The organism is Nocardia sp. NPDC004718 (genome assembly GCF_053601535.1).
In genome coordinates, this window is record NZ_JBSGCA010000039.1 from 1 (window position 1) to 12,614 (window position 12,614).

Annotated in this window: 13 protein-coding genes; 4 read left to right on the forward strand and 9 right to left on the reverse strand. The window is 69.4% G+C overall.

Annotation, left to right across the window (positions count from 1 at the left end; translation table 11 throughout):
* Window positions 1-101 precede the first annotated feature (101 nt).
* The gene (locus ACWEH3_RS25860) at window positions 102-1,019 is read left to right on the forward strand and encodes an SDR family NAD(P)-dependent oxidoreductase (RefSeq protein ID WP_450020523.1); all 918 of its coding nucleotides are present in this window, start codon (window positions 102-104) and stop codon (window positions 1,017-1,019) included.
* Between the two features lie 55 nt (window positions 1,020-1,074).
* Here the strand turns inward: ACWEH3_RS25860 and gatA are convergent, their stop codons facing one another.
* Window positions 1,075-2,601: an Asp-tRNA(Asn)/Glu-tRNA(Gln) amidotransferase subunit GatA gene (gene gatA / locus ACWEH3_RS25865; RefSeq protein WP_450020521.1), complete on the reverse strand. Its 1,527-nt coding sequence runs from the start codon at window positions 2,599-2,601 to the stop codon at window positions 1,075-1,077.
* On the reverse strand, window positions 2,598-2,897 hold the full coding sequence (gene gatC / locus ACWEH3_RS25870; RefSeq protein ID WP_067797657.1) for an Asp-tRNA(Asn)/Glu-tRNA(Gln) amidotransferase subunit GatC: 300 nt from the start codon (window positions 2,895-2,897) through the stop codon (window positions 2,598-2,600). The genes gatA and gatC overlap by 4 nt, the downstream gene beginning before the upstream one ends.
* 315 nt (window positions 2,898-3,212) lie before the next feature.
* Between gatC and ACWEH3_RS25875 the strand changes: the two genes are divergently transcribed.
* A complete protein-coding gene (locus ACWEH3_RS25875) occupies window positions 3,213-3,863 on the forward strand; it encodes an amino acid-binding protein (RefSeq protein WP_450020519.1) in 651 nt (216 codons plus the stop codon).
* Window positions 3,864-3,904: 41 nt separating this feature from the next.
* Here the strand turns inward: ACWEH3_RS25875 and ACWEH3_RS25880 are convergent, their stop codons facing one another.
* From ACWEH3_RS25880 to ACWEH3_RS25890, 3 genes are read right to left on the reverse strand one after another with little or no spacing between them, the layout of a single operon-like run.
* Window positions 3,905-4,429 carry a GNAT family N-acetyltransferase gene (locus ACWEH3_RS25880; protein ID WP_450020517.1) on the reverse strand — a complete coding sequence of 175 codons (525 nt, stop codon included), beginning with the start codon at window positions 4,427-4,429 and terminating at the stop codon, window positions 3,905-3,907.
* Between the two features lie 50 nt (window positions 4,430-4,479).
* A complete protein-coding gene (locus ACWEH3_RS25885) occupies window positions 4,480-4,803 on the reverse strand; it encodes a hypothetical protein (RefSeq protein WP_355078797.1) in 324 nt (107 codons plus the stop codon).
* A gap of 19 nt (window positions 4,804-4,822) precedes the next feature.
* Window positions 4,823-6,067, reverse strand: coding sequence for an AAA family ATPase (locus ACWEH3_RS25890; RefSeq protein ID WP_450020515.1), 1,245 nt, complete (start codon window positions 6,065-6,067; stop codon window positions 4,823-4,825).
* Window positions 6,068-6,288: 221 nt separating this feature from the next.
* Between ACWEH3_RS25890 and ACWEH3_RS25895 the strand changes: the two genes are divergently transcribed.
* A complete protein-coding gene (locus tag ACWEH3_RS25895) occupies window positions 6,289-6,837 on the forward strand; it encodes a Uma2 family endonuclease (protein ID WP_450020513.1) in 549 nt (182 codons plus the stop codon).
* Between the two features lie 109 nt (window positions 6,838-6,946).
* Window positions 6,947-7,300, forward strand: a complete 354-nt coding sequence (locus tag ACWEH3_RS25900) for a hypothetical protein (protein WP_450020511.1) — start codon at window positions 6,947-6,949, stop codon at window positions 7,298-7,300.
* Here ACWEH3_RS25900 and ACWEH3_RS25905 read toward each other — a convergent pair.
* The 4 genes from ACWEH3_RS25905 to ACWEH3_RS25920 form a co-directional block, all read right to left on the reverse strand.
* The gene (locus ACWEH3_RS25905; RefSeq protein WP_450020509.1) at window positions 7,287-8,333 is read right to left on the reverse strand and encodes an S-adenosylmethionine:tRNA ribosyltransferase-isomerase; all 1,047 of its coding nucleotides are present in this window, start codon (window positions 8,331-8,333) and stop codon (window positions 7,287-7,289) included. The genes ACWEH3_RS25900 and ACWEH3_RS25905 overlap by 14 nt on opposite strands.
* Window positions 8,330-9,025: an SDR family NAD(P)-dependent oxidoreductase gene (locus tag ACWEH3_RS25910; protein WP_450020507.1), complete on the reverse strand. Its 696-nt coding sequence runs from the start codon at window positions 9,023-9,025 to the stop codon at window positions 8,330-8,332. Before ACWEH3_RS25910 ends, ACWEH3_RS25905 begins: the two co-directional genes overlap by 4 nt.
* A gap of 68 nt (window positions 9,026-9,093) precedes the next feature.
* Window positions 9,094-11,208, reverse strand: a complete 2,115-nt coding sequence (gene ligA / locus ACWEH3_RS25915) for an NAD-dependent DNA ligase LigA (protein ID WP_450020505.1) — start codon at window positions 11,206-11,208, stop codon at window positions 9,094-9,096.
* A 247-nt stretch (window positions 11,209-11,455) separates the two neighbouring features.
* Window positions 11,456-12,574 carry a methionine synthase gene (locus ACWEH3_RS25920; RefSeq protein WP_450020503.1) on the reverse strand — a complete coding sequence of 373 codons (1,119 nt, stop codon included), beginning with the start codon at window positions 12,572-12,574 and terminating at the stop codon, window positions 11,456-11,458.
* Window positions 12,575-12,614: the final 40 nt, after the last annotated feature.

Consider the following 12,614-nt stretch of genomic DNA (forward strand, 5'->3'; position numbering starts at 1 on the left):
CCTTTCAAGCCTCGATAGAGGCAAACAACCATCAGCTACACCCCACCGCCCTGGGCATCCAGGGCACCAACCCCAGACACCTACAAACTTAGGGATCACCCATGACCAGAACGTGGTTCATCACCGGCGCAGGCCGCGGACTCGGCCGCGCCTTCACGACGGCCGCGCTCGCCGAGGGCGATCGCGTCGTCGCGACCGCAAGGAACCCGGAGACCCTCGCGGGCATTGCCGACGACCGTCTCACCGTGTTGCCCTTGGACGTTCGCGACCGCGCCGGCGTGCTCGCCACCGTGGACAAGGCGTTCGCGCTGACGGGCACGATCGATGTGATCGTGAACAACGCGGGTTACGGCTTGGTCGGCGCCGTGGAGGAACTGACCGAGACGCAGATCCGCGACCAGATGGACACCAACTTCTTCGGCGCCCTCTGGGTTTCCCAAGCGGCGGTGCCCCATCTGCGCACACAGGGTTCGGGGCACATCGTGCAGATCTCCACGGTCGGGGCCGTGGGCAGTCTTCCCCTGTTCGGGCTGTACAACGCGAGCAAATGGGCCCTGGAGGGATTCAGCGCCTCGCTCGCGGACGAACTGCGCCCCTTCGGCATCCGAGTCACGCTCGCGCAGATGGGCGGCTTCGACACCGACTGGGCCAAGTCGAGCATGCGATTCGCCACTGGCATTCCCGCCTATGCGCAGTTGCGCAACTCCATCCTGGGTATGCCGGACTACCCGGCCGAAGCGACTGCCGGTCCGGCGACCGGAACGACGTCGACCGAAGCCGGGCCGGGAAACACAGCGAACGAGTCCACCGCTTCGGTGGAGCCGAGCGCCGACACCGAGGCCGAATGGATCGAAGCGCCCCCGGAGGTCGGCGCAGCGGGCCTGATCGAGTTGGTGAACATGGCGAACCCCCCGCTACGCAAGATCATCGGGCCCGGCGCGCACCAAATGGTCGCACTCGCGTTGGATCAACGCCGCGACGACTACGTCAGCGACCCCGAATTCGTCTGGCCCGCCTGATCATTCACCGAGCCGCTCGGTACCGCGTGCGCGGAAACCGAGCGGCTCGGCGATATCAGGCGATGGGCCCGCGGGCGGCCTCGTAGGCCGCGCCCACCCGGTAGAGGCGATCGTCGGCGAGGGCGGGGGCCATGATCTGGAGGCCGACGGGCATGCCGTCGTCCTTGCTCAGCCCGGAGGGGACCGACATGGCGGGATGACCGGCCAGGTTGGTCGGGAGGGTGCACAGGTCCGACAGGTACATGGCCAGCGGATCGTCGACCTTCTCGCCCAGCTTCCACGGCGTGAACGGGCTGGTCGGCGAGACGAGCACGTCGACCTGCTCGTAGGCCTTGTCGAAGTCGCGGGCGATCAGCGTGCGCACCTTCAGCGCCTGACCGTAGTAGGCGTCGTAGTAGCCCGCCGACAGCGCGTAGGTGCCGATCATGATCCGCCGCTTGACCTCGGGGCCGAACCCGGCCGCGCGTGTGGCCGCCATGACCTGCTCGGCGCTGTGCTGACCGTCGTCGGCGACGCGCAGGCCGTAGCGCATCGCGTCGAACCGCGCGAGGTTCGACGACACCTCCGACGGCATCACCAAGTAGTAGGACGACAGCGCGTATTCGAAGTGCGGACAGGACACTTCGATCACTTCGGCGCCGAGATCCTTCAGCACCGCCACGGCGGCGTCGAAGGAGGCGAGCACGCCGGGCTGGTAGCTGTCGGAATGCAGCTCCTTCACCACGCCGATCTTGACGCCGCGCAGATCGCCCTGCGCCCCGGCGCGCGCGGCGGCCACCACCGGCGGCACCGGAACGTCGCGCGAGGTGGAGTCGCGCGGGTCGTATCCGGCGATCACCTCGTGCAGCAGCGCCGTGTCCAGCACCGTTCGACCGCACGGACCGCCCTGGTCCAGCGACGACGCGCACGCGACCAGGCCGAAGCGCGACACGGTGCCGTAGGTGGGCTTGGTGCCGACGGTGGCGGTGACGGCCGCGGGCTGGCGGATCGATCCGCCGGTATCGGTGCCGATGGCCAGCGGGGCCTGATGCGAGGCCAGCGCCGCCGCGGAGCCGCCGCCCGAACCGCCCGGGATGCGGGTGGTGTCCCACGGGTTGCGGGTGGGACCGTAGGCGGAGTTCTCGGTGGAGGAGCCCATGGCGAACTCGTCCATGTTGGTCTTGCCGAGGATCGGGATGCCCGCCGCGCGCAGCCGCGTGGTGAGCGTCGCGTCGTACGGCGACACCCAACCCTCGAGGATCTTCGACGCACAGGTGGTGGGCATGTCCGTGGTGGTGAACACGTCCTTGAGCGCCAACGGAACTCCGGCCAGCGGCGAAGCGGGCTCGGCGCCGGAGGCGATCGCGGCGTCCACCGCGGCCGCGGCCTCGAGCGCCTGCTCTCCCGCGACGTGCAGGAAGGCGTGGTACTCGCCGTCGACCGCGGCGATCCGGTCCAGGTGCGCCTGGGTGACCTCGACCGAGGACAGCTCGCGGCCGTGGATCTTGCCGGCCAGCTCGGCCGCCGACAGCGTCGTCAGATCACGCCCACCCGTCGACCCGCCACCGCCCTCCATGGAATCGCGATGCGATGCCGCGTTCATTCGCCCTCCCCCAGAATCTGCGGCACCATGAACCGCTGCTCGTCCACCGCGGGCGCGCCCGACAGCGCCTCCCGCGGGGTCAGGCCCGGCACCACCTCGTCGGGACGGGTCACATTGGTCGCCGGGTTCGGCGACGCCGTAGCCGGGACGTCGGCGGCGGCTACCTCGGAAATGGTCCGCACATGGCTCAGGATCGAATCCAGCTGTCCGGCGAACTGATCCAGTTCCGCGTCGGACAGCGCGAGCCGGGACAGCCGGGCGAGGTGTGCGACCTCGTCGCGGGAGATGGCGGGCACCGCGGGACCCCTTTCGGCTTCGTTATCAACAGTGCTCAACCCACACAGCCTAGCCACCGGGGACCGGCTCACCACCCGGCACCCGGGCTTCGTCGGCGCGGCGGAGGAACCATCGCCCAGCAGGCCACCGGCAACCCCCTCCGGCGCGCGACACGTCCGCTCGGACTAGCCCGACACGCCGGTTTCGCGCGAATTCATCGAGTGGCGCGCATCACTCGCCGGTCTTCGACTCGATAACCGGCCGTAAGGGGTGTAAGTATTGCGTCACCCGGGTATCCGTTCAGAGCCTCGGCCGCCCTAAGAAAGGAAACGCACGTGTCGTATCTGCTCCGCGTGCAACTTCCGGATCGACCGGGAAGCCTCGGTGCGCTCGCCCTCGCACTCGGCTCCGTCGGTGCCGACATCCTCTCGCTGGACGTGGTCGAGCGCGGCGCGGGCTACGCCGTCGACGATCTGGTCGTCGAGGTGCCCTCCGGCGCACTCCCCGACACCCTCATCACCGCCGCCGAATCCATCGGCGACGTGCACGTGGACTCGATCCGCCCGTACTCCGGCGTGCTCGACACCCACCGCGAGCTCGAGCTCATCGATCAGGTGGCCGGTGCTCGCGACGACCGGATGCAGGTGCTGGTGGACGGTGTGCCACGGGTGCTGCGGGTCGGCTGGAGCACGATCATCGATATCGGGCCGCAGGGCGCCTACCGGGTGGTGGGCAGCCCGAGTGCGCCACAGACACAAGCGGGTTCGGCGCCGTGGATGCCGCTGGAGAAGCCGACGGTGCTCGACCCCGAAGCCGACTGGGTGCCGGAGATCTGGCGGGACATGGACACCAAACTCGCCGCCGCTCCGCTCGGCAACACCGGCAAGGTGCTGCTGCTCGGCAGGCCGGGCGGCCCCGACTTCCGGCCCTCCGAGGTGGCCCGGCTCGGCTACCTCGCCGGGATCGTCGCCACCGTCCTCGGCTGATTCGCAAGCGGCGCAGCGGATTCCGCGCCGCGGACGAATACCTAGGCGGAATCGCCAGAAGGGCCGAGCGGTAGCCGGAGCACATGCAGCAGCTCCCCGGCGGGAGTACGCCAGTCCCGGCTCGGTACGGGGAGGAAGCCGAAGCGATCGTATATCCGCCGGGCGTCGACCATGGCGGCCATGGTGGTGAGGGCGACCGCCGCGCAACCTTCCGCGCGGGCGAGTTCGAGCACGGCGCGCACCAGTGCCGTCCCCGCGCCGAGTCCGCGCGCGGCCTTCGCGACGGCGAGCATGCGGAACTCGAGTTCACCCGGCAGCGCGATCTCCGCGTACGGATTGCCCGCGGGTGCGACCGTCAGCGAGCCGACGATCCGGCCCGCGTGCGTGGCGACCAGGACCCGGGCCGAGGCGGCGCGGCGGGCGGTGTCGGCCAGCTCGCCCGCGTACCAGCTGCCCGTTGCCACGTAGCCTTCGCCGACGTAGACCTCCACCGTCAACTCGCCGATCGTCGCGTACTCCTCGGGCCGCGCCGCCCGGACGACGACACCCGCGTCCCGCTCATCCATACCCGGCATGATGCCATCGACCATAGTGTGGGCTATGGCACGGCGACCGCTCAGCCGGGACGAGAGATCTGCCAGCGGTCGGGCTTGCCCGCCGGATAGACGACGGTGAGCAGGTCGCCGATCGACGGCCAGGAACTCGTGTCCCAGGCGAAACGGCCGTACACGACCTTGCCGGAGACGGAAGGACCGCTCAGATTCCCGGTGATGGTCACGTACTGTTCGCCCGTCGCGTCGGGGCGCGGGCTCACACCGGTGACGTACAGCGTCCCCTCCTCCGGGTTCGCCGGGCGGTAGCCCCGCTTGCCGCGGATGGTGAACACGATCAGCGACACCAACACCGCGGTCAGGGTTACCAGCGCGACGAACTCCAACATGCCCCCATGCTAAGTCGCGTCAGACCGGCGTGAGCTCGCTGGCGCCCTGAGCCGTGCGCCGTACCTGCCAGACCGATGTGCGGGTGCGTTGCGATCGTCCGTTGCCCCGATCGATCAGCGTCCGATTGTTCGTGGTGAAGATCAACTGCGCCCCGCGGGCATTCGTCTCCGGGTTCTGGAACAGCTGGATCAACCGATCGGTCTCCTCCGCGGGCAGGCACGCGCCGATGTCGTCGACGGCGAGTACCCGGCCCTCGTCCAGCGCGTCGAGCATGGCGGGCAGGACCCGCAGCAACGACAGCGTGGCGAAGGATTCGTCGCCGATCCCGAACGGGGCGTCGATGCCGTCGTGCACCAGGCTCAGGCCGACGCCGCGCCGGGCCACCATGCGCGTGTACAAGGCATCGCGCGCGGCCTTCAGATTGGTCAGCTCACGTTCGAGCAGCACCGGGGTCAGGCCGTTGTCACGCAGCAACTGATCGGCGTGGCCGGGCGAGGAGGCGCACAGATCGATCTGCTTGCCGAGACCGGCGATGTCGGCGTCCAGATCACGCAGGTAGTCGGCGTACAACGGGTCGTGTTCGGCGACGAGCAGATCGCTGATGCCCAGCTCGGCCGTGCGCAGCAGCATCAACAGCCGCGCCGCGTTGTCCGGGGATCGGGAGATGTGGCTGCCCAGCCGATGGGCGATGGCGTCGGGTTCAGCGGGACCGCGCTGCACTTCCAGCATGGAATCGAACCAGCGGTAAGCGGGCACGAGCGCGTCGGAATACATCTGACCGGCGAGGCTGAGCAGCAACGCGTTCGGACGAACCAGCGGAGCCAGCGCGGTGATCCCGTAGCGCGCGGCCTCGAACATCGGGCCGATCTTGATCTGTTCCCCGTTGCGCTCGAACACGATTCGCTTGCGCGAGCGCGGATGGGTGTGCAGCCATTCCGCCGTCACGTCGGCGTTGTCCAGCCGGAACCCGTAGGTATACGGCACGCCCTCGGCGACGAACGCCGCCACGAACTCCGAAGGCCGGTCCGGGAATCCGAGATGCGGCGCCCGCACCGGGCCCGCGTACGGGTCCCACCCGGTCACCGAGTGCAACACCGCGTCGCGCATCTGCCCGAGCGCGTCGATCAGGTTCGTCTTGCCCGCAGCGGCGCCGCCGTGCACGGCGGTCACCGGCACCGCCACCGGCCCGCTTCCTCTGGTGAGCCGCAACTCCTGCTCGTCGGCCAGCGATCTGTGATTGGTCACCTGAAAACTGCGCAGCATGCCGCCATACTTCCGTCTGGGCCACGGCTGTGCGACATCAACCCGGTGGCGTCCGCGATCCGCGCCTGTCGTGTCCAGATCGGATACTCACGCATCAGGCTCACACATCGATTCGGCGCGGCGACGACTTTTCCGCCTGCGGTGCCTGATCACGACTGCTACCTGGTCGAACAGGTCTGTTACCGATGGATCGACGGTCGGCGGCACGGTACCCTGAGCGCATGACCGAGGCTTCGATCGCCTACCGCTGGACGCGCAGCGAGTTCCTGCGCGCGTGGGAGGCGGGCGCGTTCGACCATCGTGTCGAACTCGTCGAGGGGGAGGTATGGCCGGTGGTTATCGGGGACTGGCACGGGTTCACAGTCGGCCGGATCGTCGGTCGGCTGCCACGGGCAGGTGTGGAAGTGACCAACGCGACACTACCTACCGGTCAGTCGTTGCCCGATCCCGACTGCTGGGCACTTCGCTCAGGCGCCGAGCCCGTCGACCTGATCGGCAACAAGCTCTCGGTGTGGGCGGCTTCCGATGTCCTTCTTGTGGTGGAGGTTTCGGACGAAACGGTGGTGCAGGATCTCAACCGCAAGGCGGATCTGTACAGCCGCGCCGGATATCCGACCTATTGGGTCGTCACCAAAGATGTGATCTACGAACACACCGAACCGACGTCGGAGGGTTATCGCACTCGGACCAGGTACCGGCCCGGCGACCACATTCCCGTCCATTACGCGGACACCACCATCGCCGTGGATGATCTGCTGTTCTCCCAGTAGCTGGACGACCGTCATCAGGACAGCAGGTGTGATAGCGGGTTAGCATGCCTGCACGCTGTGGTCTTGCCGCGGCGTACTGCCGAAGTTGTTCGATGGGATGAGGGTAACGATGGGATCGACGGTTCGTCGCGTAGTGGTCGGAGGCTCCGTCGTGGCCGCGCTCGCGCTGGGCTCGCTGACCGTGGCGCCGGAGGCGGTGGCGGACGCGCCGTGTCCGGAGGGCACCGCACGCGTGTTCCTGGCCAACAGCACGAACACCTGCCAGGGTGGCGGGACGGTCAGCTACGACCCGCCCGGCGTGGTGTCGAAGGTGTGCTCGACGGCCGCCGCCGACGTGTCCGCCGAGGCGACGTTCAAGAATCGCCGCGGCAAGATCATCACCCAGAAACTCGACCTGAGCGACGGCCGCTGCGGGCGTTTCGACATCGCGGGCCAGCTGGGCGCCACGGTCACGGTCCACTGAGCGGGTCACGCCCGAACAGCAGAGCGCTGTCGCCGAACTCGTGCCACAGGTAGCCGGTGTCCACGGCGGCGGCATACGCGGCGGCGACGGTTTCCTCCCCCGCCACTGCTGCCAGGAGATCCAGGTGTGACGCGCCGGGCGCGTGCCAACCGGTGATCAGACCGTCCACCACGCGCGCCGGTCGCCGTGCGCCGAGCACCAGGTCGGTCCACCCGCGCGACGCGTGGACCAGTCCCAACGGGTCGGCGGCGGTCTCCAGCGCCCGCGTCACCGTCGTGCCCACCGCGACGACCCGCCCACCGGCGGCTTTCGTGTCGTTCACCAGCCGCGCCGTCGAGGCGGCAACGGCGAACCGTTCCGGGCTCGGCGGTTCACCGGCCTCGGGCGAGGAGACGCCGGTATGCAGGGTGATCGGCGCGAGAGCAACCCCTGCGGTGATCAGATCCAACACCACACGCTCGGTGAACGGCCGTGCCGCACTCGGCATTTCCGCGCTGCCCGGCACCCTGCCGAAGACCGTCGTGTAATAGGCCGCCGACCACCGCTGCGGCACATAGGCATACGTGATGGGGCGGCCGTGTGCGGCGAGCAACCCGAACACGTCGCCGGTGACGTCCGCACTCCAGAGACGACGTCCGCCGGGAAGCCAGGGCGCTCGCAGCGTGGCCGTCGCACCCGGCAATCGCAACACGGTCCCGGCCGAGAGCCGCTCGGCCGGATAGGGAGTGCGCTCGGTGGTCCGGACCTCGACCACCCAGCTGCCGTCGTCCAGCCAGGTGGAGAAATGCAGCACGACCGGCTCCCCATCCACCGTGGCGTCGACCGCCGACGAGATGGTCGCCGAGTTGTTCACCACCAGAAGGTCGCCCGGGCGCAGGCGGTCGGGCAGCTCCCGGAATCGGGCGTGCGTCAGACCGTCGTCGACGACGAGCAAACGGACCTCGTCGCGCGCCATCCCTCTCGCCTCGGGCGGGAGGGTGGCGTTGCGATCCGGGGACAGATCGAAGAACGGCAGTTCGGTCCGCACCGTCATGACGCCCGCCCGGCCACGAAATCCGCGGCGGCATAACGCCCGCTCTTCGGCTTCTCGGCGAGCAACCGCAGCAGCGCGGGCACCACTGTCGCGGGCTCGGGCCGGTCGGAGATGTCGACGCCGGGAAACGCGGCCTGATGCATCTCGGTACGCATGTCGCCGGGATCGAACGCGTAGATGGACAGGGCCGGATGCTCCGCACCGAGGATGGCCGTGAGCTGATCGAGCGCTGCCTTCGACGAACCGTATCCACCCCACGTGGGATACGGCTCCACCGCGGCGTCGGAGCTGATGTTCACCATGGCGCCGTCCGGCCGCAGCAGCGGCAGCACGAGCCGCAGAATCGCCAGTGGCGCGACGACATTCGTGCGCAAGACACGCTCGAACTCGTCGAGTGGATAGTCCGCGAGGCCCAGCAACGGACTCGGCCCGAGACGGCTGGCGTTGTTCACCACCAGGGCGAGTTCCCCCGCACCGCGCGCGGCGTCCGCCAACCGGGCGCGATCCGCCGGATCCGTGACGTCGCCCGGGACTGCCTGGAACGACGGCCCGAGTTCGGCGGCCACCCGCGTCAACCGGTCGGCACGACGCCCGGTCCCCAGCACCCGCCACCCTTGTTCGATCAGCGCCCGCGCGAGCGCAGCGCCGAACCCGGCCGATGCGCCGGTGATCAGTGCGGTAGGACGAGACATGATGACCTCCTGGTAGTCGCCTACCGGTCGATCCTCATACCTCAACGTATCTTTAGGTCAAGCGCCGATCACTCCTCGGCTTCGGCGTCCTCCGCGGCCGTCTCCGGCGTGACCGCCTCGGTACCGCCGGCCAGCAGCCGCTGGAACCCCTCCTCGTCGAGAATCGGCACACCGAGTTCCTCCGCCTTGGCGGCCTTGGACCCCGGCGCGTCGCCGATCACCACGAACGCGGTCTTCTTCGAAACCGAACTGGCCGCCTTGCCGCCGCGCACCAGGATCGCCTCCTTGGCGCCGTCGCGGGTGAAGCCTTGCAGCGAACCGGTCACCACGATGGACAGACCCTCCAGGTTGCGCTCGATGGATTCGTCGCGCTCGTCCTCCATCCGCACACCCGCGGCCCGCCACTTCGCCACCACGGCGCGGTGCCAGTCGACGGTGAACCACTCCGCCACCGCGGCCGCGATGGTAGGGCCCACGCCGTCGGCGGCGGCCAATTCCTCGACCGACGCCGCCTCGATGCGGTCCAAGCTGCCGAATTCGGCGGCCAGCGCTCGCGCCGCGGTGGGGCCGACGTGCCGGATGGACAGGCCGACCAGCACCCGCCACAGCGGCCGGTTCTTGACCGCGGCCAAGTTCTCCAGCAGCCGCTTGCCGTTGGCGGAGAGGCTGCCGTTCTTGTTGGCGTAGAGCGACGTGGTGAGCAGCGTCGCCTCGTCCAAGTCGAACAAGTCGCCCTCGTCGGTGATGGCGCCGGACTTCAGCAGATCGATCGCGCCCTCGTAACCGAGGGCCTCGATGTCGAAAGCGCCGCGGCCTGCTACGTGGTACACGCGCTCGCGCAACTGGGCCGGGCAGAACTGCTGGTTCGGGCAGCGGATATCGGCGTCGCCCTCTTTCTCCGGGCGCAGTTCGGTGCCGCATTCGGGACAGTGCGTCGGCATGACGAATTCGCGCGCGTCCTCGGGACGCGCGTCCACCACCGGCCCCAGCACCTCGGGGATCACGTCACCCGCCTTGCGGATGGTGACCGTGTCGCCGATCAGCACGCCTTTGCGCTTGACCTCGGCCGAGTTGTGCAAGGTGGCCATCGCGACCGTCGACCCCGCGACCGACACCGGCTCCATCACCGCGAACGGCGTCACCCGCCCGGTGCGGCCGACGTTCACCTGGATGTTCAGCAGCTTGGTCGTCGCCTCCTCGGGCGGGTACTTGTAGGCGATCGCCCAGCGCGGAGCGCGCGAGGTGGAGCCGAGGCGGCGTTGCAGCGCGGTCTCGTCGACCTTGATCACCTGGCCGTCGATCTCGTGCTCGATGTCGTGCCGGTGCTCGCCCCAATACGCGACTCGCTCGATCACCGCGTCGATGCCCTGCACCCGTCTGGTGTGCTCGGACACCGGCAGGCCCCACGCGGCGAGCGCGCGGTACGCCTCGTATTGCGAGGTCGGCGTGTAGCCCTCGATCCGGCCGAAGCCGTGACAGATCATGCGCAGTCTGCGCCGCGCGGTGACCGACGGATCCTTCTGCCGCAGCGAACCGGCCGCGGTGTTGCGCGGGTTGGCGTAGGGCGGCTTGCCCTCGGCCACGATGGCGGCGTTGAGCGTCTCGAAATCCTCCAGCCGGAAGTACACCTCGCCGCGGACCTCCAGTAGTCGCGGGATCGGGAACTCGTCGCTGGGGTTCAGCTCGCCGGGGATGTCATCGATGGTGCGCGCGTTGAGCGTCACGTCTTCACCCGTGCGTCCGTCGCCTCGAGTGGCGCCACGGACCAGCCTGCCGTTCTCGTAGACCAGGTTCAGCGCGACGCCGTCGATCTTGACCTCGCACAGATAGTGCAGGTCCGGCCCGGTCTCCCCCTCCACCCGGGCGGCCCAGGCGCGTAGCTCGTCGACGTCGAACACGTTGTCCAGCGACAGCATCCGCTCGAGATGGTCGACGGCGGTGAAATCGGTCGCGAACCCACCGCCGACCAGCTGGGTCGGCGAGTCCGGCGTGCGCAGGTCCGGATGCTCGTCCTCCATGGCCTGCAACCGCCGCAACAGCGCGTCGAACTCGCCGTCGGAGATGATCGGCGCGTCCCGGACGTAGTAGCGGAACTGATGCTCACGCACCTCGTCCGCGAGTTGCTGCCAGTCCACCCGCTGCTCTGGCGTCGCCGGGGCCGCCGCGCTCTCGCTGTCACTCACCCATCGCACATTAGCGGAGGCCACCGACAGTGAGCCGCCGTGTTCGCGCACGTCGCCGCCCTGGCGGACACGAATTCCGGCCGGTCCGTTCTTCGGCGCGAGCACCGGCGCTCCGGCGGTGCGGCGGCCTGCCCCGGCTCGCCGTCGCGAAACCCACACCACGGCAGACCGAACTCACGGGGTGTCATCGTGCGAACGGACCTGCACCGCGGGTCCGAGCGGGGATTCGCGTTCTCGCACGGCGACGTCAGGAGAACGAAAGCTCCTCCGGCTCTTCGGCATACGCGCGCGCGACGTCCGCGGTCAAGCGCAGCGCTCGTCTGCTCCACTCCAGCGACCCGCCCGCCAGTCCGCATGCCGGGCTGACCGCGACCCGCTCCGCCAGCGTGCGGCGGCCGAAGCCGAGCCGATCGATCAGCCGCACGCCCGGTTCCGCGAAGGTCCGCCAGGTGACCGTCGCGGCAGGCGCCTCGGTGGGGACGACACCGAGCACCAGCTGCTTGCCCGCTTCCAGGGCCTCCCCGACCTCGTCGAGTTGCCCGGTGCCGATGATGCTCAAATCGAACCCGATCCCCGCGGCGGCGCTGCGGCGCAGCGCACCGAGCGCGGGCGGCTCGGCGCAGCTGTGCACCAGCACCGGCGCGGACTGGGCGGTGATCACCGCGTCCAGCACGGCCAGCGCTTCCGGTTCGGGCAACGCGCGCACGGTGTTCAGCACGCTCACCCCGCGCAGCGAGCCGTCCAGCACGGCCGTCAGCGACGGTTCGTCCAGCTGCACGACGACCTGCGCGCCGAGCCGCTTGCGCACCTCCGCCACGTGCTGCGCCAGCCCCTCGGCCAGGGACTCCGAGAGGTCGCGCACCGCGCCGGGATCGGTGAGCACCCGATGACCGCCGGGCAACTCGACCTGCGCGGCCAACGTCAGCGGGCCCGCCGACTGCACCTTCACCGTCCGGCCGCGACCGGACAGGCCTGCGTTCTCCCACGCTTCCTCGAGCGCGTCCAGATCGGTCCGCAGCAGGTCATGGGCGCGCCGCGAGACCGAACCCGGGCGCGGCGCCAGTCGATAGCCCCTGGAGGTGGTGTCGAAACGCAGATCGACCAGCAACGCGGAGGCGCGGCCGACCAGGTCCGCGCCCGCGCCCCGACCGGGCAGCTCCACCAGGTGCGGTAACTCACCGAGTTCGCCGACGATGGTCGCGGCGGCCTCGCGCGGGTCGGTGCCCGGCCAAGAGCCGACGCCGGTGGCGACGCCGCCTCGCAAGCGCACCGGCTCGGCGGTCACGTCCGTCCCGCCGTCTCGCGTCACGTCATCCGTGCCGGTCTCGTACACCGTTGCCGCACTCCATCCGATCGATTCCGCCATTTACGGGACCCGTCGTCCTCGACGGTCACAGCCCAGTTTT